We start from the raw sequence: 24,712 nt of genomic DNA on the forward strand, positions 1-24,712 counted from the left end.
CGTGGCCGACATCACCGAACTGCTGATCGGCACTTCGCGTGGTGACGCGGCGTCCCTGCAGCAGCTCTACGCCCTGCTCTACCCCGAGATCAAGCGCGTCGCCCGCATCCGCCTGGCGCAGAGTGGCCCGAGCGGCAGGTCGGCCGGCCTGAACACCACCGCCCTGGTGCACGAGGGCTTTCTGCGCATGGCCGACCAGCAGGGCCTGCAGGGCGAGACGCGTGGCCAGTTCTTCGCCTACGTCGGCCGGGTGCTGCGCTCCGTCGTCATCGACCACCTTCGCACCGAAGGCCGCGACAAGCGCGGCGGCGACGCCGTCATGGTCACGCTGTCGGCGGCCGACGACGTGGCCGCCGTGCAGAGCACGGCCGTCGACATGCTGGGCCTGGACCAGGCCCTGGAGCGCATGAAGGCCCTGGACAACGGCCTGTACGAGCTGATCGAGATGGTGGGCTTCGCCGGCCTGTCCATCGCCGAGGTGGCGGCGGTGCGGGGCCTGTCCACGCGCAGCATCAACCGCGAATTGCTGAAGGCGCGCGCCCTGCTGCAGGAGCTGCTCGGCGACCCGCCGAATTCGGTGTACTGATGAACTCGGGCTTGCAGTCCTCGGACTGGCAGCAGCTGTCGGCGCTGTTCGACGAGCTCGCCGAGCTGCCCGCCGCGGCACGGGCCGAGCGTCTGGCTGCGTTGCAGCCGCCCGAACTGGCCGCGCGGCTGTCGCGCATGCTGGCGTCCCTGCCCGAGGACGAAGACACGGACGCCACCGTCCTCGTCGACATGCCGGGCTACAACACCCGCCTGGTCGCCGCGCTGAGCGAGCCGACGCTCTCCACCACCACACCTGCCCGCCCCGGCGACCGCCTGGGCTCCTGGTGCCTGGCCGAACCCCTCGGCGAGGGCGGCATGGGCCAGGTCTGGCGGGCCGAGCGGGCCGATGGCCTCTACCAGGGCGAGGCCGCCATCAAGCTGCTGCGCGGCGACCGCGCCGGCCCTGGCCTGACTGCCCGTTTCGCCCGCGAGCGCGCCCTGCTCGGCCGGCTGACCCACCCGGGCATCGCCCGCATGCTGGACGCCGGCGAGCAGGACGGCCGCGCCTACCTCGTGCTGGAGTACGTGGTGGGCCGCACGCTGTCCGAGCACGTGCGCGCACACAACCTTGGCCTGGTGGCGCGCGTGAAGCTGCTGCTGGAGGTGGCGCGCGCCGTCGAACATGCCCATGCCCAGCTCATCCTGCACCGCGACCTCAAGCCCGGCAACGTCATGGTGGACGAGCAGGGCAATGCCAAGCTGCTGGACTTCGGCATCGCCGGCCTGCTCGACGACTCCGGCCGTCAGTCCGACCATCAGCTGACACAGATCACCGGCCGGCGCCTGACGCCGGCCTACGCGGCGCCCGAGCAGATCACCGGCGAGGCCGTGGGCGTGGCCAGCGACATCTATTCGCTGGGCGTGATGCTCTACGAACTGGCCAGCGGCGACCTGCCTTTCGGCAAGCGCGGCCTGGGCCGCACGGCCCTGGAGCATGCCGTGCTGCACGGCCAGGCCCAGCGCATCACCCGTTCCACGCGCACGACCGGCTCGGCCGACAGCGCCGGCGATGAGGCCGGCCCCGGCCGCCCCCTCGATGCGGACCGGGCGGCGGGCGACCTGGAGGCCGTCGCCGCCAAGGCTTTGCGCAAGAACCCGGCCGAACGCTATACCAGCGTCGGCAACTTCATCGACGACCTCGAGCATTGGCTGGCCCAGCGCCCGGTCAGCGTGCGTGCCGAGGACTGGCAGCATCGCGTGCGCCTCTGGCTGCGCCGCAATGCCGCGCTGGCGGTCGGTGCCACGCTGGTGTTCGCGGCCCTCAGCCTGGGCCTGGCCGTCAGCCTCTGGCAGCGGCACGAGGCCCAGGCCGCAGCGCGCGAGTCCGAGCAGGTCACGGGTTATCTGGCAGAGCTGCTCGGCGCGGCCAGCCCCGACCAGAACGGCGGCCGCCAGCCCACCGTGGTGGAACTGCTGGACCGCAAGCGCCAGGAGCTGGCCACGCGCTTCAACGACCAGCCCGAGGTCAAGGACCGTGTCTTCGACACGCTGGTCAAGACCTATTTCGCGCTGCAGCGCTTCGACGTCGCGGCGCCGTTGGCTGAAGCGCGCCTGGCCCACGCCCGCCAGGCCTTCGGTGAGAACGACCCGCGCACCGAGGACGCCGCCGTCTCTCTGGCCGGCCTGCACACCGCCGTCGCCGGCGGCCAGCCCGTGATCGACTTGCTGGAACCGCTGCTGCCTCGCTGGGACAGCCGCTACGGGCCGCTGAGCGAGAAATCCCACGGCCTGCGCCTGCACCTGCTGACGGCCTACGGCCGCCTGGGCCGCTTCGCCGATGCCGAGCGCGAACTGGCGCTGGCCAAGCGCTCCAACGACGCGATCTATGCCAAGAACCCCTTCGAGCATGCGCGCTTCGCGACCTACGAGAACGTGCTCTATGTCTACGAGGGCCGGCTGCGCGAGGCCGAGCGCTCGCTCGAGGCAGCCAAGCCGTTCTGGAATCCCAAAGAGGCCGAGCGCATCCGCCCGGCCCTGGTGCTGGAGCGCAACCTGGCCTTCGTGCGCTGGCGGATGGCGCGCGAGAGCGCAGCCGAGGCCACGGCGCACAGCGATGACCTGATCCGCCGTTGGGACGCCATCGCACGCCCCGGCAACCATGCCAGCACGCTGATGCGCCAGTTGCTGGCCGTCTACCTCCAGCAACTCGGCGAGTTCGGCGCGGCCCTGGCCCAGCTGGAGAAGGCCCAGGCCGAGACCGAGGCCGCCGGCGCCGACGACGCCGTGACCGGCCTGCTGCGCCGCACCCAGTTGCTGGAGGCCCGCGTGCTGGCCGCCGGCCGCGCCGACGCAGCCAGCCTGCGCGCCGCCGCCCAGGCCCTCGCCGGGCTGGATGCCGCGCCGCTGATCGGTGACGTGCGCCGCGCCGATGGCCTGCTGACGCTCTCGCGCATTGCCATCGCGCCCGGCGCCGGCGAGGCTGGCCAGGCGCTGGCGCGCGATGTCGAGCACCGCCTGAACACGCTGCGTCCGCTGCTCGCCGAGTCCCGCAATCTGGCCAGCCGCATCGATCTCTTCAAGAGCCGCCTGGCCGGCACGCCGGCGGCCTCGCTGGCGGGCACGCGCATCCGCGTGGCCTACTTCGACGGCCTGCCCGAACCTCAGGGCCTGCCCGAGTGGGCTGCCCGCCTGCAGCTGGCCTGCGCGCTGCGCGCGGCCGGCGAGCCCTGGCAGGAGGCGCTGACGCGCGCCGAAGCCTCGCGCCCGACCAATCTCGCCGAGTTGACGCCTGCGCTGCATCCGCTGACCGAGGTGGCCGCACAACTCGCGGCAGGCACGGCCGCCACCGATTGCGACTGGCGTTTCTAGAGCCATGCCTCTAGGCACTGTGGGTAGCGCGTCACGCCGCAGGGTGTTTACCCGGGGGAAGGGCCGCTTTACAGGCGGTTAACTTTGCGGCTCCCGAAAAGAATCCCCCCGAGGAGACACGCCCATGGCCACCATCGCCGCCGACCAGCTCGCCCTGCAACGCCTGTATCACTGGGAGCGCACCGCCGGCAGCACCGTCACGCTGACGCAGCCGATGGGCGGGCCCGAGGTCCTCGACTTCACCTGGGCCCAGGTCAGCGACCAAGTGCGCCGCATGGCCGCTTTCCTCAAGGCCAAGGGCGCCGCCGAGGGCTGGCCAGCCGACGCCAAGGTGGCGATGCTGTCCAAGAACTGCGCCTGGTGGCTGATGACCGACCTCGCCATCTGGATGGCCGGTTATGTCTCCGTGCCGCTGTACCCGACGCTGGCGGCCGACACCATCACGCAGATCCTCACGCACAGCGAGGCGCGCTTCATCTTCATCGGCAAGCTCGACGGCTGGGAAGGCATGAAGCCGGGCGTGCTGCCGAGCCTGCCCGGCGCCAGCTACGCGCTGTCGCCCGACGACGTGAAGAAGAACTATGAGGGCTGGGACGCCATCTGCGCCCGCACCGAGCCGCTCAAGGGTGAAGTCACGCGCGGCGCCGACGAGCTCTGCACCTTGATCTACACCTCGGGCACGACCGGCAACCCCAAGGGCGTCATGCACAACTTCGGCGCCTTCGCCTGGGCCATCGGCGCGGGCCTGGACCGCTTCCCGATGAGCGCCAGCGATCGCATGATGTCCTACCTGCCGCTGGCCCACGTGGCCGAGCGCGTGCTCGTCGAGCACAGCTGGCTGAAGGTCGGGCTCAAGGTGTTCTTCGCCGAATCGCTGGACACCTTCACCGCCGACCTGCAGCGCGCGCGGCCCACCATCTTCTTCAGCGTGCCGCGGCTGTGGGTCAAGTTCCAGCAGGGCGTGCAGGCCAAGATGCCGCCGCAGAAGATGAACAAGCTGCTGCGCCTGCCCATCATCGGCGGCCTGGTGCGCAAGAAGGTGCTCAAGGCCCTGGGCCTGGACCAGTGCCGCATCGCCGTCGGCGGCGCGGCACCCATGCCCGTGGCGCTGCTGGAGTGGTACGAGACCATCGGCCTACACATCAACGAGGGCTATGGCATGACCGAGAACCTGGCGCTGTCGCACATGACGATGCCGGGCAAGAACCAGCGCGGCACCGTCGGCCCGGCCTATGGCGGCGTGCAGACCCGCATCGATCCCGCCAACGGCGAGCTGCAGATGCGCAGCCCGGCGCTGATGATGGGCTACTTCAAGGAGCCGGGCCTGACCGCCGACGCGTTGACCGCCGATGGCTGGCTGCACACCGGCGACAAGGTGACCCAGGACGGCGACGGCTGCGTGCGCATCACCGGCCGCGTGAAGGACCTGTTCAAGACCAGCAAGGGCAAGTACGTCGCCCCGGCGCCCATCGAGGACAGGCTGGGCATGAACCCCAACATCGAGGCCTGCTGCGTCGCGGGGGCCAACATGGGCCAGCCGCTGGGCATCGCCATGCTGTCGCCGCAGGGCCTGCAACGCGCCAGCTCCGAGGCCGAACGCACGGCGCTGATGGCCGAGCTGAGCAAGCACCTGGACGACGTCAACGCCCGTCTGGACCCGCACGAACAGCTCGACACCCTGGTGCTGATCAAGACGCCCTGGACGGTGGACAACGGCTTCATCACGCCGACCTTCAAGGTCAAGCGCAACCGCATCGAGGAGGCCTATGCGGGCAAGTTCGATGCGTGGGTGGGCAAGCGCGCCAAGGTGTCGTTTGGGGACTGAGCGCGCAGGCCCGCCGCTGAGGCAGCTGGCCTGCGCGAGTGCCGCGCCTCAATCCGGCAACGAGAACGCGTACAGCTTGCTGTTCGGCGTGCCGAAGCCGAAGTTGCTGTAGCCCGAGCCCCAGTAGAGCGTGCCGTCGGCGATGGCCGCGCCCGAAAGGCAGGAACCGCCGCTTGGATAGCTCCACAGAATGGCGCCGTTCGCGCCGTTGAGCGCGTACATGCGGCCGCTGGCGTCCAGCGAGCAGGCGTAGACAACGCCATTGGCCGTCGTCACCGGGCCCGAGGGGCCGCCGCCGATACCGCCCGGCGGCAGCGGGTCGAGCGTCTGCCACAGCATCGCACCGGTGGCCGCGTCGAGGCCGAACCAGGCGCCTCGCGTCGTCGGCGCGCTGGCGCCTGTCGGCATCCACGGCACCCCGTTGCTGTTGGCGTTGGCCGTGTAGATGCGCGTGCCGTCCGTCGCCGAACCCCACTGCAGGCCGCCCGCCGTGCCCCCTGGGCCGGCCTGGGTGACCCAGGCCACGGCGCCGGTGTCGGGGTTCAGCGCCCAGTACTGGCCGCTCTTCTGCCCGAGGCCCAGCAGCTCCACCGGCTTGCCCTTGCCGGCCTTGGACTTGAACAGCGCCGGCGCCTGGCCAAAGTCGTAGTCCGGGCCTGCCGGCGACGGGCAGTTGTCGCCGTCGCCGAAGAAGGGGATGCAATCCACCGTCCAGGCGTCATAGGGGATGGCACGGGTCGCCCAGCGCACGGCCCCCGTCTTCATGTCGAGGGCGAGGACGCTGTCGAAATAATCGTTCGCCGGCAGGCAGGCGGCCTTGGCCACCGGATCGGCACCTGCGGCCGCCACGCAGGCCAGCACGGGCGGCGGCACCGAGTAGTTGTTGCCGGTGGCGATGTAGACCGCGCCGCGCGAGGTATCGACGGCAGGCGAGCTGCCCCAGACGGCGTTGCCGGTGTAGCCGGCCGGCGCGAGCGTCGTCCGCCAGCGGATGGCGCCGGTTTTCAGGTCCAGGGCCAGCATGCTGCCGCGAAAGGACAGCTGGTAGCCCGGCACGAAGGCGGCAAGGGCCTCCTCCTGCGACGCGACGCCAACGAAGACCCGGTCGCCATGGATGGTGGCCGACTGCGTGATGATGGCCGCGAAATGCGGATCGGCTTGCGTGCTCCAGGCCAGCGCCCCGGTGTCCTTGTCGAAGGCCAACACCCGGCCGCCAGGGCCGCCGCCCGCCAGGATGGAACCCTGGGTGCCGATGACCACCTTGCCGCCGCCCAGAGCCGGCGTGGCGCGGGCCTTGTCGCGGGGAATGCCCGTTACCGAAGGCAGGTAGACGGCCCAACGCACGCTGCCATTGCTGCGGTTGACCGCATAGAGATAGCCGGCCCAGTCGGGCACATAGACCGTGTCGCCATCCACGGCCGGCGTGGCCGAAACGTCGCCCGCCGTCGTCAGCGCCCATTTGACGGCCAGCTGGTTGACATTGCCGACGCCCAGCTTGTGCTCGGACGCCTGGCTGCGTGTGTTCTCGCGGTCGCCCCCCGCACTGCTCCATTCACTGCCCTGCGCCGCTGCTGCCACCAGCGGCAGGGCCAGCGCCACTGCCGCAAGGAGGGTGCGCGTCGGCGCGGTCGGCTCTCGAAAACAGGTCGTCTTCTTCATGGAAGTTCTCCGTTCCTTGTTTGCGATGCCCGATGAACGGGCCGTGGAACGGGTGGGCATCGCGCAACCCGCCACAGCAGACGCTTGGCGCCACGCGGCGACAAGGCGAAAGGGCATCAGAGGACGCTGCAGCGGGGCAGGCATCGGGGCATACCCGTCGCCGTCCTCTGGGTTGAGGACGATCGCTAGCTGCGCCAGTAATCGGCCCGCCCGTAATGCGTGCGCAGATGCTCCACCCACAGCCTTGTCCTCAGCGGCAGATGGCGTGACTGCGGGAACACGGCGTAGATGCCGTTGGGCGGCGCCGCAAAGGCGTCCAGCACGCTGACGAGGCGCCCTGCAGCCAGGTCGGCCTCGACCTCCCAGGTGCTGCGCCAGGCCAGGCCCATGCCGTCCACGCACCAGTCGTGCAACACCTGGCCATCGCTGCAGTCGAGCCGGCCAACCGGCCGTAGGTGCTGAACGGCGCCGTCGATCTGGAAGGCCCAGCCGCGCACCTGGCTGGCCTCGGAGCTCAACGTCAGGCAGGCATGGCGGCCGAGTTCATCGGGGTGCTTCGGCGTGCCGGCGCGCTTCAGATAGCCGGGGGCGGCCACACACAACCGCCGGTTGTCGGCCAGCCGCGTGCTGACCAGGCTGGAGTCCGGCAGGTCACCCACACGTACGGCACAGTCGAAGCCCTCGTGGACGATGTCGATGACGCGGTCGCTGAGGTTGAGCGACAGGCTGAGGTCGCCATGCTCGGCGAGAAAGCCCGGCACCAGCGGCGCAACATGCCTGCGGCCGAAGCCGGCAGGCGCCGTCACGCGCAGATGGCCACTGGCCTTGAGGCCGCCGGCACTGACGGCAGCTTCCGCATCGGCCAGCGAGGCGATCAGGCGCTGGCAGTCCTCCAGGAAGGCCTGGCCCTCGGACGTCAGCGTCAGCCGCCGCGTCGTACGCAGCATCAGCTTGACGCCCAGGCGCGCCTCCAGCGCGTCCAGCCGCCGGCCCATGACGGCAGGCGCGACGCCCTCGGCCTGGGCCGCCGCCGTCAAGCTGCCCTTGCCCGCGACGAGGACGAAGGACTCCATCTGCTTGAGCTTGTCCATGCCCCGGATTGTGCTGGGCGACAGACGCAAAGGCAGCGGTTTCATGAAGGATCTTTGCGTTTTTGTCACAGATGAATGGCGTGCTCCGCAGCGAATCCCGACACGCGACGCAGCTAGATTGGCGACATTCGTTGTTGCCTTCTCGCAGGAGTCCCGCCATGCCTCGCACCACCCTCCACCGCCTGCAGGTCGATGCCGACCTGGCCCGCTTCATCGACACCGAGGTGCTGCCCGGCACCGGCGTTTCGGCTGACGCCTTCTGGGCCGGCTTCAGCCGGATCGCCCATGAGCTGGCACCGATGAACCGCGCGCTGCTGGCCGAGCGCGACCGCCTGCAGGCCGAGCTGGATGCCTGGCACGAGGCCCATCCCGGCCCCATCACCGACATGCCGGCCTACCGCGCCTTCCTGCAGCGCATCGGCTACCTCGTCGAGCCGCCCGCCCAGGTGCAGGCGACCACCGCCAACGTCGATGCCGAGCTGGCCCTGCAAGCCGGCCCCCAGCTCGTCGTGCCCATCCTGAACGCCCGCTATGCGCTGAACGCGGCCAACGCGCGCTGGGGCTCGCTGTACGACGCGCTCTACGGCACCGACGCCATCTCCGAGGCCGACGGGGCCACGCGCGACGGTGGCTACAACCCGGTGCGCGGCGCCAGGGTCATTGCCTTCGCCCGCCAGGTGCTGGACCAGGCCGCACCGTTGGCCGAAGGCTCGCACAGCCAGGCGGTGGCCTACCGCATCGAGGGCGACCAGCTCTCCGTCACGCTGGCCTCGGGCGACGTGACCGGCCTGGCCAACGCAGCCACCTTCGCCGGCTACCAGGGCGCCCCTGATGCGCCCAGCAGCGTGCTGCTGGTGCACCATGGCCTGCACCTGGATGTGCGCATCGACCGCAGCACGCCCATCGGCAAAACCGACCCGGCCGGCGTCGCCGACGTGGTGCTGGAGTCCGCGCTGTCCACCATCCTCGACCTGGAAGACTCCGTCGCCGCCGTCGACGCCGAGGACAAGCTGCTGGCCTACCGCAACTGGCTGGGCATCCAGCTCGGCACGCTGACCGAGGAAGTGGCCAAGGGCGGCAAGAGCTTCACGCGCCGCCTCAACGCCGACCGCGTCTACACGGCACCCGGTGGCGGCACGCTGACGCTGCATGGCCGCTCGCTGATGTTCGTGCGCAATGTCGGCCACCTGATGACCAACCCGGCCATCCTGCTCGACGACGGCAGCGAGATCCCCGAGGGCATCATGGACGCTGTCGTCACGACGACCATCGCGATGCACGATCTGCGCCGCCGCGGCAACAGCCGCACGGGCAGCGTCTACATCGTCAAGCCCAAGATGCACGGCCCGGCCGAGGTGGCCTTCGCCGCCGAGCTGTTCAGCCGCGTCGAGCAGCTGCTCGGCCTGCCCGACAGCACGGTCAAGCTGGGCATCATGGACGAGGAGCGCCGCACCTCCGTCAACCTGAAGGCCTGCATCGCCGCCGCGGCCAGCCGCGTCGCCTTCATCAACACCGGCTTCCTGGACCGCACGGGCGACGAGATGCACACCGCTATGCGGGCCGGCGCGATGCTGCGCAAGGGCGACATGAAGACGTCCAGCTGGATCCAGGCCTATGAACGCAGCAATGTGTTGACCGGCCTGGCCTGCGGCTTGCGCGGCCGCGCCCAGATCGGCAAGGGCATGTGGGCCATGCCCGACCTGATGGCCGCCATGCTGGAGCAGAAGGTCGGCCACCCCAAGGCCGGCGCCAACACGGCCTGGGTGCCGTCCCCCACCGCCGCGACGCTGCATGCGCTGCACTACCACCAGGTCAGCGTTAGCGCCGTGCAGCAGGAGCTGGAAAAGGTCGACTTGGCCGCCGAACGCGAGGGCATCCTGAACGCGCTGCTGACCATCCCCGTCGCCGCCAAGGCCGACTGGACGCCCGAGCAGCGACAGCAGGAGCTGGACAACAACGTGCAGGGCATCCTCGGCTATGTGGTGCGCTGGGTCGACCAGGGCGTGGGCTGCTCCAAGGTGCCCGACATCAACGGCGTCGGCCTGATGGAAGACCGCGCGACGCTGCGCATCTCCAGCCAGCACATCGCCAACTGGCTGCGCCATGGCGTCGTGTCGGCCGAACAGGTGCGCGAGACCTTCGCCCGCATGGCCAAGGTGGTGGACGGCCAGAACGCCGGCGACCCGGCCTACCGGCCTCTGACCGCCAACTCGCAGGGCGCGGCCATGCAGGCGGCGCAGGATCTGGTCTTCAAGGGCGAGGCCCAGCCCAGCGGCTACACCGAGCCGCTGCTGCATGCCTGGCGGTTGAAGGTGAAGGCGGCGCACTGAGCGCAACGGCAGTTGCCCGGTCCTGTTCGGCACGGGCAACTGCTAGGCTTGCCCCATGCGCACCATCACCTTGATTGCCCTTTCCCTCGCTGCCCTGCCGGCCCTGGCGCAGGACGGCCTGCAGCGCTGCCGCGCGATGACGGATAGCGCTGCCCGGCTGGCTTGCTATGACACGCTGGCCGACGCAGCCCGCGTGCCGGCACCACCGGCCAGGCCCGCCGCGCCGGCCGCGGTGGCGCAGACCGCAGCGCCGGTCACAGCCATGGCTACCACGGCGGCACCGGCCCGCGCGGGCGAGACCACCTTCGGCCTGCCTGAATCCAAGCGCCCCGAGGCGGTGGAGTCGGTCGAGAGTTCGGTCGGCCCGCGCTTCGACGGCTGGGGCCCCAACTCGCGCATCCGCCTCGCCAACGGCCAGGTCTGGCAGGTCGTCGACGGCAGCTCCGTCGCGCTGCCGGAAGGCCCGCGCAAGGTGAGCGTGAAGCGCGGTGCGCTGTCGTCCTTCTACCTCGACATCGAAGGCCTGAAGACTTCGCCGCGCGTTCGTCGCGTCGAATAGCCGCGCCGCGTATTCGGGCCGAGCGCCGGGCCGCTCCCAAGCCGGCCCGCCTGAGGTTGCCCGCGGGTCAATGCCACGGGCAGCCTCGTCCCCACGGGGGACCGGCTGGGCGCGCCCGCGTTCAGCGCGGCGCGACTGGACGAGGGGCTTCATTCAGTCCGGCAGCACGTCGAAGGCTACCGTCAGCCGGTAGGCCTCGTCCTGGAACGGCGTGGTGCCGTGCCACAGATAGGACGGGAACAGCACCAGGCGACCGGGCCGCGGTGCCTCCATGCGCCGTGGCGGCAGGCTTGAGCGCAGCGGCTCGGGCAGGTCGGGCTCGCCAAACTTGATCCAGCCGTCGCGGCTGCCTTCGCGCAGGGCGCTCGGCGGCGTGGCCACGTAGTAGCAACTGCTCAGCCAGCCATGGCTGTGGATGTGGTTGGTGTGGAAGCCGCTGCGGCGCAGCCGCGAACTCCAGCTGTCGGTGAAATGCCAGGCTCCGGGTGAGGTGGGCCGGCGGCCGAGGAAGGGGTGACCGGGCTCGGACGGAAGGTTCGCCAGCCAGGCGCTGATGGCCGTGGTGATCTGGCATTGCAGCGCCTGCACCAGCGGCAGGTCGAGGTCGAAGAGGTCGCCGCGCGTCTGCGTGCCGTGGCGCAGTGTCTGGTCGATGGGCGCCTGGGCATCGGTGTGCAGCCGCGTCAGCTCCTCGGCCAGCGCGGCATTGAAGCTGGCGATGTCGGCCCACCCGGCAGGCGGCTCGATGTCGATGACGGCCGCGCAGCGATCCAGGTCGTTCAGCCAGTCGGCACGCGGGTCGCCCGTCAGCCGCCAGCCCGTGCCGACGAGGGCCAGCGCATGCTGGTTCTCCGGCGCCAGCGCGAAGGCGCGTTCGGCCAGCGCCAGGCCCTCGGCGGATTGACCGGCGGCGTAGAGGCTGCGCGCCGCGTTGCTCAGCACCGTCACGCTGTCCGGTGCCAGCGAAACAGCCTGGCGGTGGGCGATGCAGGACTCCTCGTGGCGGCCGAGCAGGCAGAGGGCCTGGCCGAGGCCGTCGGCGTACGCCGCCGTGGCAGGGGACAGCGCCGCAGCGCGGCGATAGGCGTCGGCCGCAGCTTCGCCACGTTCCGCGCGCAGCTGCAGCAGGCCCAGCAGGCCGGGCGGCACGTCGGACTCCGGCGCGGCGCGTTCGGCAGCGTCGAGCTCGGCGGTGAAATCGGCATGCCCGAGGGCCCAGCGCAGCTTGGCGAGGTCGTAGAGGCTGAGCGCATGCAGCGGCTGCAGCGCCAGCGCACGGCGGTAGGCAGCCAGCGCCGCATCCGCGCGGCCCAGCGCCTGCAGCGTGTTGCCGAAGTTGTAGTGTGCTTCGGCGACGTCCAGGCCCAGCCCCTGCGCGCGTTCGTGCGCGGCGAGCGACTCGGCATGGCGGCCCAGGCGGTGCAGCAGTACGCCGCGGTTGTGGTGCAGCGCGGCGCGGTCGGGCGCGAGCCGCAGCGCGGCGTCCAGCGTCGGCAGCGCGGCGGCCAGCTCGCCGCTTTCCTCCTGAAGCATCGCCAGCAGCTGCAGCGCGTTCGCGTCCTGGGGGCCGAGCCGGGCCGCATCGCGGGCGGCCTGCAATGCGCGCTCGCGTTCGCCGAGATCGCGCCTGAGCCGGGCATGCTCATAGTGGGCGACAGCCAGGTCAGGTTGATGCAGGACGGCCTGGGCAAAGGCTTCGGCCGCCGCCGCGGGACGTTGCAACATCTCCAGCATCTGGCCGCGCGCCAGCCACACGCGCGGCTGCCGCGCCTGCAATTGCAGCGAGCGCGAGAACCAAGCCTCGGCGTCGGCCCATTGCTTGCGCCGGGCGGCGAGCTGGCCCAGCGCGGCGGGTGCCTCGGGAGCGGCAGGCATCTCGCGCAGCGCGCGCTGCAGCAGGGCATCGGCGGCGTCGAGCTGGCCTGCGGCGAGTGCGCGCAGGCCCTGGCCCAGCGAGGAAGCGGGGTGGATGGCTGCCATGGGACGGTGTGTGGATGAGCGCGAATTGTCCGCGCCAATAAAAACAGGCCCCGAAGGGCCCGTTTGCAAAACACCCCGAGGGGCGAAACCAGACTTGCTTAGAAGTTGGCTTGGACGGTCGCGGTATAGCGGCGGCCAATGATGTCGTAGACGCTCGGGAACGTGTTGCCGTAGTTGCTCGAACCCGGGCCGATGCCGGTGCCGATCAGCGGCGGTTGCTTGTCGAACAGGTTGTTGACCGTCATCGACAGCTTGATGTTCTTGCTGACTTGCCACGAACCATTCAGGTCGAAGTATTCGAAGGCCTTGATGGACTCGTTCGAAGGCAGGAACTTGCCCTTGTTGTTGGCCGCCGCACCGGTGGTCTGCACGTTGGCAGCGCCGATATGACGCCAGTTCAGGCCCAGCCCGTAGTCACCCAGCGTCCAGGACGCCCGCGCGTTGAACCGCGTCTTGGAGTAGGGCGTACCCACATCGACGCCGTAGTAGCCAGCTTGCTCCAGTGTCTGCACGTTCGGCAGCGACTTGAAATCAGCACGCTTCAGATAGGCCAGCTGCATGCTCAGATCAAGGCGACCCCAGTTGGCCAAGCCCAGCTTCTTCAACGGCAGACGGTAGTTCGCGCCCAGGTCGATACCCGAGAAGTTGTAGAAGCCGAGGTTGGACGACTGGGTGCTCACGCCCTTGCTGCCGGTACCGTTCAGGCCGCCATTCAGCGGATCACGCTGGATCAGCTGGCAGAAGGAGTTGTACGTGAAGCCCGGATTTCCGACGTAGCAGCCATCGATGACCTGGGAAGCCGTCGCGCTCGACACGGCGCCGTTGATCTTGATCTTCCAGAAGTCCAGGGTGATCGACAGGTTGTCGATGAAGTCCGGCTCCCACACCACGCCCAGGGTGGTCGTGTCGGCCTTCTCAGGGCCGAGGTTGGGGTTGCCGCCGCCGGTGTTGTTGATCTGGTTGGACGAGGGGGACGCGACGTTGCCGATCTGGGCCGCCGGCACACCGGTCTGCTGGCACAGGTTGGTCAGCGTGCCGGCCTTGCCTGCGTCAGCGGTATTGATCAGGGCCTGCTGGCAAGGGTCCACACTCTGCGACGACAGGCCTGTCGTCACTGGTGCGTACAGCTCGTTCACGTTCGGCGCGCGGGTGGCGCGCTGGCTTTCGCCGCGCAGACGCAGGCCCTTCATGGGCGCGTAGTCAAATGACTTCTTCCAGCTGCCGTAGCTCTTGGTGCCGCCGATCGAGTCGAACTCGGTGTCACGATAGCCGTAGCCGACGTTCAGCGAGTAGACGAACGGCTTGTTCTGCACCAGCGGCAGGGTGGCTTCGCCATAGACCTCGCGGAACTTCAGCGTACCGCTGCGGTCAGGCGTCGGGGAGCCCGAACCCAGCAGTTCGCCCTGGGTCTGCACGACCGCGTCGGACGCATTACCGCCGAACACCGTGCGGTCTTCGTAGCCAATGGCAACGCCCAGCGGGTTCTTCGCCCACGGGCTCTTGGCGAAGGCGACTTCACCGTTGGCGGACCCGGCCACGACCTTCTGCTCGACGCGGGTGGTCTGGAAGGTCGGCGTGGCGATGAAGGCCAGCATCTCCGGGGTGATGCTGCCGGCAGCGCCGAACAAGTTGATCGGCACGCAACCACCGCTGGTCACGGTACAGGCCGTCGTGCTGAGGGCCTTCGTGGCCTGCTGCAGCTTGGTGGCCGAGAAGCCGTTGCCCGTGCGCTGGGTCTGGTCCGAGCGGCCGGTCTGGAAGTAGGCGTCATAGCTCCAGCCTTCGAACATCGGGATGTCGCCACGCACACCGGCGGTGTACTGGGTCGTTGCGTTGTCGTAGCTGTAGATGCGCGGACCGGCTTCGACGAAGCGGCGGGCAACGTTGGCGCGGAAGGTGGTGGCGCCGCCAGCCACGCACTTCGGATCGTTGGCACCGAGCGCGAACACGGTCGTGTACGCATTGCAGAGCTGCGACCGAACCGCCGGCGTGATGTAGGGGTTGCCGATTGGAATGTCGAGCCCCGCGCCGAAGGTACCCGACGGAGCCAGATTCAGCGTCACGTTGGACTTCGTGTGGAAGATTTCCGCGTAGACCTCGGCGTTGTCGTTGATCTGGTAGCGGCCCATGGCCGTGACCTGCGTGCGGGTCAGCGGTGTTTCGAAGTAGTTCGGCGGGTTGGTGTTGTAGCCATCCGGCGGGCCGGAGGTCACGGCAGAACGCAGCAGGCCGGTGGTGCCGTCGATGACGCGGTTGCCGGCGATGGGTACGGGCATGCCCGAGAACACGGCGGGCACGGCGGTTCCGGAGAAGCCGCCAGGGTTGCCGCTCGCCGAGGAGATCACGGTGCCGGCGTAGTCCCGCTCACCCAACTTCAGCGGGTTGGTGCGCGTGTTGCCGATGTGCAGCACGACGTTGCCCTTGCCGTCGGCCAGGTTGGCGCCCATCGTCAGGTCGTTCTTGTAGCGGTTCGCGTCACCCTTTTCGGAGGCGCTGTACAGCGTAGTGGCTTCGACGCCGGAGAAACTGCGCTTGGTGATGAAGTTCACCACGCCGGACACAGCGTCGGCACCGTAAACGGCGGAAGCGCCGCCAGTCACGAGGTCAACACGCTCGAGCAGCGAGACGGGGATAGTGTTGGTATCGACCACGCCGCCAAGGGTGGCGGGAACGATACGGCGGCCGTTGATCAGCACCAGCGTGCGGTTGGAGCCGATGCCGCGCAAGTCGATCGACGCGATACCCGTCGAACCGTTGTTCATGTTCGGGCCAATGGCCGGATAGGACGAAGGCAGGCCACGCACCAGCTCTTCAACCGCGACAGGCTGCTTGATGCTGATATCTTCCTTGCCAACCGAGGTGATCGGGCTGCTGGACTCGGCGCCCACGGACTTGATGCGCGAACCGGTGACTTCAATGCGTTCGAGCTTTTCGGTCGAGGCCTCTTGGGCCATTGCCGAGCCGGCGCTCAGCGCGCCGATCATCGCCAGCGCGGCTGCGCTTCGGGCGTTTCGTTTAAACATGACTACTCCTTCGTGAGGACGTTCTCAACGCTGTGTTGCAGGTGATTTGGAAATGCGAGTCCCTCGCGGAGAAACGCCTTTTCGCGGCGCGAGTCTGGCGACTGGCAGCATCCGGGCCGATCCGGGTAGGCCCCAATAGACTCTGCAAGCTGCTGTTCCTCGTGCTTTACACAACAGAAACCTAGGGGTTACACCGCCCCAAGCAGGGGGTGTAGGAGGGCATGGGCGTTGTCACATCGCTACACAAATTCCCTGCTCAGCTCACAGTCAGGACGGGAGTCGCAGTGATATGGAGGTCACGGCCGACTTCTAGAATCGCCGACCCCATCGAATTGCCAATCCAATTGACTGCTATTACGGAAGGCACCGGCCCTGCCGCCAGGCTGGCCTGCGACGTCCTCATCATCGGCGCCGGCCCTGCTGGCAGCGCCTGCGCACGGGTGCTGGCTCGGTCGGGCGTGGATGTCCTGCTGGTCGACCAGCACCCGCCCGGCCGCGACAAGATCTGCGGCGACGGCCTGATCCCGGACGCCCACAAGGCCCTGGCCCGCCTGGGCCTGCTGGACGACGTCATGCGACGCGCCCAGGCCGTGGCCCATGTGGGCTGCATCGGCCCGCGGGGCGGCCGCATTGACGTGCCAGGCTCACTGGCGGTGCTGCCGCGCAAGGAGCTGGACGCGTTGCTGCTGAGCGCCGCCCGGGAGGCGGGCGCACGCTTCGAGCAAGCACGCTTCGAGGCACCGTTGGAGACCGATGGCCGCGTCGTCGGCGCGCGGCTCAAGCGGGGCGATGAGATCGTCGAGGTCGCTGCGCGATGGGTCGTGCTCGCGACCGGCGCCGTGCCCAGGGCGTTGACCGCGGCCGGCATGTGCGAGCGCCACACGCCCAGCGGCGTGGCCCTGCGCGGTTATGTGAAGGCGCCGCAGATGGTCGGCAGGATCAAGGCGCTGGAAGTCGTCTGGGACAAGTCGGTGCGGCCCGGCTATGGCTGGATCTTCCCGGCGCCGGATGGCCACTTCAACATCGGCGTCGGCGTGACGGACAGCCACAAGGATCTCGGTGGCGGCAAGGGCATCAAGAAGGACGTCAATCTGCGCGCCATCTTTGATGCCTTTGTCGCCAAGTACGCGCCGGCGGCCGAGCTGATGCGGGTCGGTGAGCTGGTCGGTGAGCTCAAGGGCGCACCGCTGCGTTGCACGCTGACCGGCGCCACATGGACGCGGCCGGGCCTGCTCGTCACCGGCGAGGCCGCCGGAAGCACCTATTCCTTCACCGGCGAGGGCATTGGCAAGGCCATGGAGACCGGCATGCTGGCGGCCGACGCCATCCTGGCGCACGCCGACGATGCCGCAGCCCGCGCCGCCTACGTGGCCGCGCTGACGGCCCTCAAGCCCAAGTTCGAGCTCTACGAGCGTGCCAACCGCGTCAACGCCCACCCCTGGCTGGCCGACCTGCTGATCTGGCGCGCGAAGAAGAGCCCGCGCCTGCTCAGGCGCATGAGCGGTGTGCTCAACGAGACCAGCAACCCGGGCAATCTGGTCAGCTTCAAGGGCATCAGCCGACTCTTTTTCGAGTAGTCCTGATCAGTTGGGGACAGAGCGTGGCGCTGCGCGCCAAGGTCCGTCCCGCAAGGTCATCAGACGCGCTCGACGATGAGCGCGATGCCCTGCCCGACGCCGATGCACATCGTGCACAGCGCATAGCGGCCGCCCGTCAGCTCGAGCTGGTTGATTGCCGTCGTCACCAGGCGTGCGCCGCTGGCACCGAGCGGATGGCCCAGCGCGATGGCGCCGCCGTTGGGGTTCACGCGGGCATCGTCGTCCGCCAGGCCCAGGTCACGCAGCACGGCCAGGCCTTGGGCGGCAAACGCCTCGTTCAGCTCGATGACGTCCATCTGCGCCAGCGTCAGGCCCGTCAGCGCCATGACCTTGCGCGTCGCCGGTGCCGGGCCTATGCCCATGATGCGCGGCGCGACGCCGGCCGTGGCCATGCCGACGACGCGGGCGCGAGGCTTGAGGCCGTGGCGCGCAGCCTCTGCTTCGCTGGCCAGCAGCAGGGCGCAGGCGCCGTCGTTGACGCCGCTCGCATTCCCAGCCGTCACCGATCCGTCGGGCTTGACCACGCCCTTGAGCTTGGCCAGCGCTTCGATGCTGGTCTCGCGCGGGTGCTCGTCCAGCAGCACGCGCAGCGGGTCGCCCTTCTTCTGCGGCACCTCCACCGGCACGATCTCCCGCTCGAAGAAGCCGCGCTTCTGCGCCGCGATGGCTTTCATCTGCGAGGCCAGGGCCATGCGGTCCTGGGCCTCGCGCTCGATGCCGAAATCGGCGGCCACGTTCTCCGCCGTCTCGGGCATGGCGTCGACGCCGTACTGCGCCTTCATCTGCTTGTTGATGAAGCGCCAGCCGATCGTCGTGTCATAGACGGCGTTGGCGCGGCTGAAGGCGCTCTCGGCCTTGGGGCTAACAAAGGGCGCGCGGCTCATGCTCTCGACGCCGCCGGCGATCATCAGCCCGGCCTCGCCGGCGCGGATGGCGCGCGCGGCGGTGCCGATGGCGTCCAGGCCCGAGCCGCACAGGCGGTTGACCGTGCTGCCAGGCACATCCACCGGCAAGCCGGCCAGCAGCGCGGCCATGCGGGCGACGTTGCGGTTGTCCTCGCCAGCCTGGTTGGCACAGCCGTAGATGACATCGGCCACTTGAGCCCAGTCGACATTCGCATTGCGCGCCATCAGCGCCTTGATCGGCAGCGCCCCGAGGTCATCGGTGCGAATGGAGGACAGCGCGCCGCCATAGCGGCCGAAGGGCGTGCGAATCGCGTCGCAGATGAAGGCTTGATTCATTTGAGATACGGGCTCACGCGATAGCGCTCGCCGCGATAGTGGTGATCGAGTCGGTTCAGCAGCGCGGCGACCGGTGCCGAGCCCCAGAAGGCCAGCCATTCGAAGGGCCCGGCCGGATAGTTGACGCCGAGCTTCATCGCCGCATCCGCGCCGGCCTCGTCGCAGACGCCCTGGGCGACGGCATCCGCCGCCTCGTTGATCAGCATGGCGATGGTGCGCGCGACGACGAGGCCTGGCAGGTCAGCCACGGCGCGCGGCACCAGGCCCAGGCGGGTCAGCCATTCGGCGGTCTGAGCGTCGCCGGCATAAGCGATGTCGCCGGTCGGCGCCAGTGGCAGATCGAAAACGGCCGTGCCCGGGCCGAAGTCGCGGGCGCGCCGGCCGTCGGTCAGGCGCAATTGGCGGCCGTCGACGGCCAGGCCGACCCAGTCGCTGTCCAGTTCACGCACGGCCTCGGGCAGATTGGCCACGAAGCGCTCAGCCAGGGCGCCACGGCCATGCACAACGAGACGGGCCGCCCGCGGCGGCGCAATGCTGACGGCCGGCAGAGCCGGCGCGCCCTCGGGGTAGCGGTAAAAGCCCCGCCCGCTCTTGCGGCCGAAGAAGCCGGCGTCGACCAACTCCTGCTGCACCAGCGACGGCGTGAAGCGGCGATCAAAGAAGTTGGCCGCGAAGACAGAGTGGGTCACGGCGAAGTTGGTGTCATGGCCGATCAGGTCCATCAGCTCGCAGGGCCCCATGCGGAAGCCCGCGGCTCGGAGGACCGCGTCGATGAGCTCGGGCGCCGCAGCGCGATCCTGCAGCAGCATCAATGTCTCGGCGTAATACGGCCGGGCGATGCGGTTGACGATGAAGCCCGGCGTGGAGCGCGTGTGCACCGCCGTCTTGCCCCAGCGGCCGGCGAGGTCGAAGACGGCCTGCGCGACCTCGGGCGACGTGCCCAGGCCTGACACCACCTCGACCAGCTTCATCAACGGCACCGGGTTGAAGAAGTGCATGCCGACGAGGCGCTCGGGCTTTTGCATGCCGCGCGCCAGCGCCGTCACCGAGATGGACGAGGTGTTGGTGGCGATGACGGCCTCGGGCGGCAGCAGCGCTTCCAGTTCAGCAAACAGCGCGCGCTTGACGTCGAGGTTCTCGACGATGGCCTCGATGACGAGATCGGCCGTTGCCAAGGCCTCGACCGGTGTGATGCGCGCCAGCGCCGCCTGCGCGGCATCGGCCGTCAGCCTGCCCTTGGTGACCAGGCCGTCCAGCATGGCCGAGAGCTTGCTCTTGGCGGCCTCGGCGGCACCGGGGCGGGCGTCGAAGAGCGCCACTTCATGGCCGGCCTGGGCGGCCACCTGGGCAATGCCGGCGCCCATCAGGCCAGCGCCGACGACGAGGACGTGGGAGTCGTTCAGATTCATTCGGGGGCAGTCCAGTTGGGCTTGCGCTTGCCGAGGAAGGCCGCGAAGCCTTCACGGGCCTCGGCTGTCGTGCGCACACGGGCAATGGTTTGAGCGGTCAGCTCGCGCACCTCGGCCGTGACCGGGCCGGGCGCCAGGCGTGCATAGAGCTGCTTGATCTCGGCCTGCGCCTGCGGGCCGCAGGCGAGCAGGTCGGCCACGAGGGCATCGACGGCGGTGTCCAGGCCTTCTGCCGGCACGACGCGCTGCACAAGGCCAACGCGCAGCGCCTCGTCGGCGCCGATGCGGCAGGCCATCAGCGCCAGCCGCCGCGCCTCGCGCAGGCCGACGGCATTGACAAGATGCGGGCCGATGACCGCGGGCAGGATGCCCATGCGGGCCTCGCTGACCGCGAAGCTCGCGGCGTCGGACGCGACGGCCATGTCACAGGCACAGACGAGGCCGACGCCGCCGCCGAGTGCCGCACCCTGCACTCGGGCGATGGTCGGCTTCGGGGTCTCGGCAATACGCGCCAGCATGGCGGAGAAGCGGCGGGCATCGGCGAGGTTGTCGTCCTGCGACGCCGCGGCCGCGCGCTGCATCCACTGCAGGTCCGCGCCGGCGCTGAAATGTTTGCCCGAGCCAGCCAGCACGACGACGCGCACGCCGGCGTCGTCGCCGAGCAGCGCAAAAGCCGCGTCGAGCTCGGCGATCAGCGTCTCATCGAAGGCATTGAACACGGCCGGCCGGTTCATCGTCAGCAGGGCCACGCCGTCGTCGCGGCGCTGCAATTCAAGGGAGGTCCAGGAAGGCATGCGGGCATTCTGCACTTTTCCCGACCGATCGGTCGACTGTGCCATTCAAGCGCCCCAGTCCGCCGTTCGCCCGCCCACTGCGGCAGGCGGGGCACGCCGCCTCCTAGACTGCAGCCATGCCTCGCCTCGACGACTACGTCCAATGGTTCTACCCCGGTTCGCGCCGCGTCTTCAAGCCCGAGGAGCTGGCCCGCGCCGGCTCGCAGCCCTGGCCGTCGGGCATTGACCAGTACGTCTTCGTGAACGTGGTGCTGCTGCTGGCCGCGTTCTCGCATCAGATGTCCAAGGGCACACGACCGGTGGCGTGGCTCCTGTCGTTGTTCATCACATCCGTCGCAATGGCTGTGGCGCGCGGGCTCTGGCGCAACCCTAGCCGGCGCCGCCTCAACATGGCCTGCTACGGTTTTGCAGCGGTCGTCGCCGTGGCCTTCGTCGTGCTGATCAAGACGGGCTGGCGCGAGATGGCCGTCGATCACGCCGCGCTGGCCGTGGTGGTGATGACCGCCATCCTGTCGGCCTGGTGGGGGTTGACCGTCTACCGCGTCGACCAGATCGAGGCCCGGCTGCGCGAGCTGGCCGACCAGGACGCCGCGCTGCGCCTGCAGACCCGCCTGGCCGCCGCCCAGATCCAGCCTCATTTCCTGTTCAACACGCTGGCTTCGCTGCAGCATTGGGTGGACACCGGCGACGCCCGCGCCGCGCCCTTGCTGCGTGACTTCACAGCCTATCTGCGTGCCACGCTGCCGATGTTCGAGCGCGAGCTGCAGCCGCTGGCCGACGAGGCCGAGATGGTGCGTCGCTACCTGACCATCATGCAGGCGCGCCTGGGCGCGCGGCTGGCCTTCAGCATCGACGTGCCAGCCCACCTGGACGCTGAACTTCCACCCGGCATCGTGCTGACCCTGGTGGAGAACGCCATCGCCCACGGCATCGAGCCGCAGCTGCGCGGCGGCCACCTGGAGATCGCTGCACGCCAGGAGGCCGGCCGCCTTGTGCTGACCATCAGCGACGACGGCCCCGGCCTCGCGCCCGGCTGGACCGAGAGCATCGGCCTGTCCAACACGCGCCGCCGCCTGGCTGCCGCCTTCCCCACCGCCACATTGACCTTGGCCGATGCCCATCCCGGCTGCGTCGCCACCCTGACCCTATGAACCCCACGACCGCCCTGATCGCCGACGACGAGGAAGCCCCGCGCGAGCAGCTGCGCGCGGCGCTCACCCGCCTCTGGCCCGAGCTGGACATCGTCGCTGCCAGCATGAATGGCGCCGAGGCCTGGGACGACTGCCTGGCCCATGAGCCGGCCATCGCCTTCCTCGACATTCGCATGCCCGGCCTGACCGGTCTGGAGGTGGCGCGCCGCCTGTCGGCGCTGGCCGCACCGCCGCTGATCGTCTTCGTGACCGCCTTCGACGACCAGGCCCTGGCGGCCTTCGATGCCGGCGCGGTGGACTATGTGCTCAAGCCCGTGGACGACATGCGCCTGGCCCAGACCCTCGCCCGCCTGCGTGCCCGCATCGCCCAGCCGGCGCCCGACACGGCGGCCCTGCAGCGCCTGCTGGCTGGTCTCGTGCCGCACAAGCCGGCACCGCGGCCCATCCAGGCCAGCGTCGGCCGCGAGGTGCAGCTGATACCGCCCGACGAGATCGTCTACTTCGAAGCCGATGCCCGCTATACCCGCGTCGTCCACCACGGCGGCGACGCGCTGATCCGCACGCCGCTGCGCGAGCTGCTGACCCAGCTCGACCCCGACCAGTTCTGGCAGATCCACCGCAGCGTGCTGGTCAACAGCCGCTGCATCGCGCGCGCCATCCGCATCGACGAGGGCAGCATGGTCGTCACGCTGCGCGGCCGCGACGAGAAGCTGCCCGTGTCGCGCCAGTTCCAGGCCCTCTTCAAGGGCCAGTAAGCGCTGTCGCCCGGGCAAACCCTGGGGGAACAGGTCATGTCGAGTCAGACAATCCGCGCCACTCCAGATGCCCCTAGTTCTTGGGGTCACCCTCCCAGACCGCTGCCATGCCCCTGCCGCTGCCCAACCCGCGCTTCGACCACTTCTACCGCTACGACGAGCTGACGGCCCTGCTGTTCGCCTACGCCGAAGCCCGCCCCAACCTGGTGTCGGTGCGCTCGATCGGCAAGAGCTACGAGGGCCGCGACATCTGGGTCATCGTCGTCACGAACCTGGCCAGCGGCATGGACATCGACAAGCCGGCGATGTGGATCGACGGCAATATCCACGCGGCCGAGCTGACCGCGTCGACGACCTGCCTCTACTACGTGCACCACCTGCTGAAGGAGCACGGCGGCACGTCGGCCGAGGCCCAGCAGATCAACCGCCTGCTGGACACGCGCACCCTCTACATCGTGCCGCGCCTGAACCCCGATGGCGCCGAGCTGGCCCTGGCCGACCGGCCGCGCCATATTCGCAGCTCGACGCGGCCCTACCCCTACACCGAGGAAGCCGTCGACGGCCTGACCATCGAGGACGTCGATGGCGACGGCCGCATCCTGACCATGCGCGTGCCGGACCCCCATGGCGGCTACAAGAAGCACGCGGGCGACCCGCGGCTGATGGTGGCGCGCGAGCCCGGCGAGCAGGGCGGCGAGTACTACCGCCTCATCCCCGAGGGCTTCATCAAGAACCACGACGGGCTGACGGTCAAGGTCAACGCCGACCGCGAAGGCCTGGACCTGAACCGCAACTTCCCCGGCGAATGGCGCCAGGAGTTCCAACAGCTCGGTGCCGGCCCCTACCCGACCAGCGAGCCCGAGGTGCGGGCCATGGTGGACTTCATCACCCAGCATCCCAACATCGGCGCGGCCATCAGCTATCACACCCACAGCGGCGTCATCCTGCGCCCCTGCGGCACCCGCAGCGACAACGACATGACGCCCGAGGACCTGTGGCTGTTCCAGAACTTCTCGGCCCTGGGCGAGAAGCACACGGGCTACCCCGCCGTCAGCATCTACGAGGATTTCCGCTACCACCCCAAGGACGTCATCACCGGCACCCAGGACTGGGTCTACGAGCACCTGGGCGCGCTGTTCTGGGTCGTCGAGCTGTGGTCGCCAAGCAAGGAGGCCGGCCTCGAGGTCAAGAAGTTCATCGACTGGTACCGACAGCATCCGGTGGAGGACGACGTCAAGCTGCTGAAGTGGAGCGACGAGCAATGCGGCGGCAAGGCCCATGTCGAATGGACGCCCTTCCAGCATCCGCAGCTGGGTTCCGTGGAGATCGGCGGCTGGGACAAGATGAACTACTGGCGCAACCCGCCGCCGGCCCTGCGCGAGCGCGAGGCGGCGCGCTTCCCGGCCTGGATGACGCAGATCGCCATGAGCCTGCCCAAGCTGGAGCTGATCCGCACCGAGGTGCGAGCACTCGGTCCCGACATGTGGCGGGTGCGCATGGCCGTGGCCAACGCCGGCTATCTGCCGGCCTATGTGACGCAGCGGGCGCTGGAGCGCAAGGCGGTGCGCGGCGTCATGTTCGAGATCCACATGCCCAGCGGCGACCCGGCCATCAGCCTCGTCAACGGCAAGGAGCGCATGGAAGGCCCGCAGCTCGAAGGCCACGCGCCCAAGCAGAGCCAGTTGGCCTTCCTGTTCAACAAGCAGCCCACGGGCGACCGCGCAGTGGCGGAGTGGGTGGTGCGCGCGCCGGTGGGGACGCGGCTGGCGCTTTCGGCGAGTGCGGAGCGGGCAGGGGTGGTGAGGACGGAGGTGGTGCTGGATTGACGAGAAGTCGCATCCCTGAGACCTTCGCATCACCGGTACATGCGGCGGCCAGTGCGCTTGCCGAGCGCGGAGAAC

At 69.4% G+C, this 24,712-nt stretch carries 16 protein-coding genes; 9 read left to right on the forward strand and 7 right to left on the reverse strand.

Annotated elements, in window-relative coordinates; translation table 11 throughout:
• Position 1 precedes the first annotated feature (1 nt).
• The 3 genes from ASC91_RS19670 to ASC91_RS19680 all read left to right on the forward strand — a co-directional run bounded on the left by ASC91_RS19670 (position 2) and on the right by ASC91_RS19680 (position 5,221).
• Entirely contained in the window at positions 2-586 is a 585-nt protein-coding gene (locus ASC91_RS19670) for an ECF-type sigma factor (protein ID WP_056200637.1), read from the forward strand.
• Positions 586-3,396: a serine/threonine-protein kinase gene (locus ASC91_RS19675; RefSeq protein ID WP_056200639.1), complete on the forward strand. Its 2,811-nt coding sequence runs from the start codon at positions 586-588 to the stop codon at positions 3,394-3,396. The genes ASC91_RS19670 and ASC91_RS19675 overlap by 1 nt, the downstream gene beginning before the upstream one ends.
• 124 nt (positions 3,397-3,520) lie before the next feature.
• Entirely contained in the window at positions 3,521-5,221 is a 1,701-nt protein-coding gene (locus tag ASC91_RS19680) for an AMP-binding protein (RefSeq protein WP_056200646.1), read from the forward strand.
• A 48-nt stretch (positions 5,222-5,269) separates the two neighbouring features.
• Here ASC91_RS19680 and ASC91_RS19685 read toward each other — a convergent pair whose 3' ends face one another.
• Positions 5,270-6,880 carry a PQQ-binding-like beta-propeller repeat protein gene (locus ASC91_RS19685; protein ID WP_056200648.1) on the reverse strand — a complete coding sequence of 537 codons (1,611 nt, stop codon included), beginning with the start codon at positions 6,878-6,880 and terminating at the stop codon, positions 5,270-5,272.
• A 185-nt stretch (positions 6,881-7,065) separates the two neighbouring features.
• Positions 7,066-7,971, reverse strand: a complete 906-nt coding sequence (locus tag ASC91_RS19690; protein WP_056201308.1) for a LysR family transcriptional regulator — start codon at positions 7,969-7,971, stop codon at positions 7,066-7,068.
• 158 nt (positions 7,972-8,129) lie between these two features.
• On the opposite strand from ASC91_RS19690, the gene ASC91_RS19695 reads away from it, so the two are divergent.
• Both ASC91_RS19695 and ASC91_RS19700 read left to right on the forward strand, forming a co-directional pair.
• Positions 8,130-10,301 carry a malate synthase G gene (locus tag ASC91_RS19695; RefSeq protein WP_056200651.1) on the forward strand — a complete coding sequence of 724 codons (2,172 nt, stop codon included), beginning with the start codon at positions 8,130-8,132 and terminating at the stop codon, positions 10,299-10,301.
• Positions 10,302-10,356: 55 nt separating this feature from the next.
• Positions 10,357-10,860 carry a hypothetical protein gene (locus ASC91_RS19700; protein ID WP_056200654.1) on the forward strand — a complete coding sequence of 168 codons (504 nt, stop codon included), beginning with the start codon at positions 10,357-10,359 and terminating at the stop codon, positions 10,858-10,860.
• Between the two features lie 153 nt (positions 10,861-11,013).
• Here ASC91_RS19700 and ASC91_RS19705 read toward each other — a convergent pair whose 3' ends face one another.
• A complete protein-coding gene (locus tag ASC91_RS19705) occupies positions 11,014-12,840 on the reverse strand; it encodes a putative 2OG-Fe(II) oxygenase (RefSeq protein ID WP_056200657.1) in 1,827 nt (608 codons plus the stop codon).
• Positions 12,841-12,938: 98 nt separating this feature from the next.
• Positions 12,939-15,863 (reverse strand): TonB-dependent receptor domain-containing protein, encoded by a 2,925-nt coding sequence (locus tag ASC91_RS19710; RefSeq protein ID WP_082532830.1) that lies wholly within the window; start codon positions 15,861-15,863, stop codon positions 12,939-12,941.
• A gap of 344 nt (positions 15,864-16,207) precedes the next feature.
• Between ASC91_RS19710 and ASC91_RS19715 the strand changes: the two genes are divergently transcribed.
• Entirely contained in the window at positions 16,208-17,440 is a 1,233-nt protein-coding gene (locus tag ASC91_RS19715) for an NAD(P)/FAD-dependent oxidoreductase (protein ID WP_235532034.1), read from the forward strand.
• 59 nt (positions 17,441-17,499) lie between these two features.
• Here ASC91_RS19715 and pcaF read toward each other — a convergent pair whose 3' ends face one another.
• From pcaF to ASC91_RS19730, 3 genes are read right to left on the reverse strand one after another with little or no spacing between them, the layout of a single operon-like run.
• On the reverse strand, positions 17,500-18,702 hold the full coding sequence (gene pcaF / locus ASC91_RS19720; protein WP_056200662.1) for a 3-oxoadipyl-CoA thiolase: 1,203 nt from the start codon (positions 18,700-18,702) through the stop codon (positions 17,500-17,502).
• Positions 18,699-20,111 carry an FAD-dependent oxidoreductase gene (locus ASC91_RS19725; RefSeq protein WP_056200665.1) on the reverse strand — a complete coding sequence of 471 codons (1,413 nt, stop codon included), beginning with the start codon at positions 20,109-20,111 and terminating at the stop codon, positions 18,699-18,701. Before ASC91_RS19725 ends, pcaF begins: the two co-directional genes overlap by 4 nt.
• Positions 20,108-20,905: an enoyl-CoA hydratase-related protein gene (locus ASC91_RS19730; protein WP_056201315.1), complete on the reverse strand. Its 798-nt coding sequence runs from the start codon at positions 20,903-20,905 to the stop codon at positions 20,108-20,110. The genes ASC91_RS19725 and ASC91_RS19730 overlap by 4 nt, the downstream gene beginning before the upstream one ends.
• 116 nt (positions 20,906-21,021) lie before the next feature.
• Between ASC91_RS19730 and ASC91_RS19735 the strand changes: the two genes are divergently transcribed.
• The 3 genes from ASC91_RS19735 (at position 21,022) to ASC91_RS19745 (ending at position 24,637) form a co-directional block, all read left to right on the forward strand.
• The gene (locus ASC91_RS19735; RefSeq protein WP_056200668.1) at positions 21,022-22,056 is read left to right on the forward strand and encodes a sensor histidine kinase; all 1,035 of its coding nucleotides are present in this window, start codon (positions 21,022-21,024) and stop codon (positions 22,054-22,056) included.
• Positions 22,053-22,811: a LytTR family DNA-binding domain-containing protein gene (locus tag ASC91_RS19740; RefSeq protein ID WP_056200671.1), complete on the forward strand. Its 759-nt coding sequence runs from the start codon at positions 22,053-22,055 to the stop codon at positions 22,809-22,811. The genes ASC91_RS19735 and ASC91_RS19740 overlap by 4 nt, the downstream gene beginning before the upstream one ends.
• 107 nt (positions 22,812-22,918) lie before the next feature.
• A complete protein-coding gene (locus tag ASC91_RS19745) occupies positions 22,919-24,637 on the forward strand; it encodes a M14 family metallopeptidase (RefSeq protein WP_056200673.1) in 1,719 nt (572 codons plus the stop codon).
• Positions 24,638-24,712: the final 75 nt, after the last annotated feature.

The sequence above is a fragment of the Pelomonas sp. Root1237 genome (assembly GCF_001425055.1).
GTDB lineage: Bacteria > Pseudomonadota > Gammaproteobacteria > Burkholderiales > Burkholderiaceae_C > Pelomonas.

Bases quoted from the DNA above. Each gene is read 5' to 3' on its own strand.
- ASC91_RS19740 (WP_056200671.1), top strand. From the start codon at position 22,053: ATGAACCCCACGACCGCCCTGATCGCCGACGACGAGGAAGCCCCGCGC.
- ASC91_RS19710 (WP_082532830.1), bottom strand. From the start codon at position 15,863: ATGTTTAAACGAAACGCCCGAAGCGCAGCCGCGCTGGCGATGATCGGC.
- ASC91_RS19700 (WP_056200654.1), top strand. From the start codon at position 10,357: ATGCGCACCATCACCTTGATTGCCCTTTCCCTCGCTGCCCTGCCGGCC.
- pcaF (WP_056200662.1), bottom strand. From the start codon at position 18,702: ATGAATCAAGCCTTCATCTGCGACGCGATTCGCACGCCCTTCGGCCGC.
- ASC91_RS19680 (WP_056200646.1), top strand. From the start codon at position 3,521: ATGGCCACCATCGCCGCCGACCAGCTCGCCCTGCAACGCCTGTATCAC.
- ASC91_RS19725 (WP_056200665.1), bottom strand. From the start codon at position 20,111: ATGAATCTGAACGACTCCCACGTCCTCGTCGTCGGCGCTGGCCTGATG.
- ASC91_RS19730 (WP_056201315.1), bottom strand. From the start codon at position 20,905: ATGCCTTCCTGGACCTCCCTTGAATTGCAGCGCCGCGACGACGGCGTG.
- ASC91_RS19705 (WP_056200657.1), bottom strand. From the start codon at position 12,840: ATGGCAGCCATCCACCCCGCTTCCTCGCTGGGCCAGGGCCTGCGCGCA.
- ASC91_RS19685 (WP_056200648.1), bottom strand. From the start codon at position 6,880: ATGAAGAAGACGACCTGTTTTCGAGAGCCGACCGCGCCGACGCGCACC.
- ASC91_RS19690 (WP_056201308.1), bottom strand. From the start codon at position 7,971: ATGGACAAGCTCAAGCAGATGGAGTCCTTCGTCCTCGTCGCGGGCAAG.
- ASC91_RS19675 (WP_056200639.1), top strand. From the start codon at position 586: ATGAACTCGGGCTTGCAGTCCTCGGACTGGCAGCAGCTGTCGGCGCTG.
- ASC91_RS19735 (WP_056200668.1), top strand. From the start codon at position 21,022: ATGCCTCGCCTCGACGACTACGTCCAATGGTTCTACCCCGGTTCGCGC.
- ASC91_RS19695 (WP_056200651.1), top strand. From the start codon at position 8,130: ATGCCTCGCACCACCCTCCACCGCCTGCAGGTCGATGCCGACCTGGCC.
- ASC91_RS19745 (WP_056200673.1), top strand. From the start codon at position 22,919: ATGCCCCTGCCGCTGCCCAACCCGCGCTTCGACCACTTCTACCGCTAC.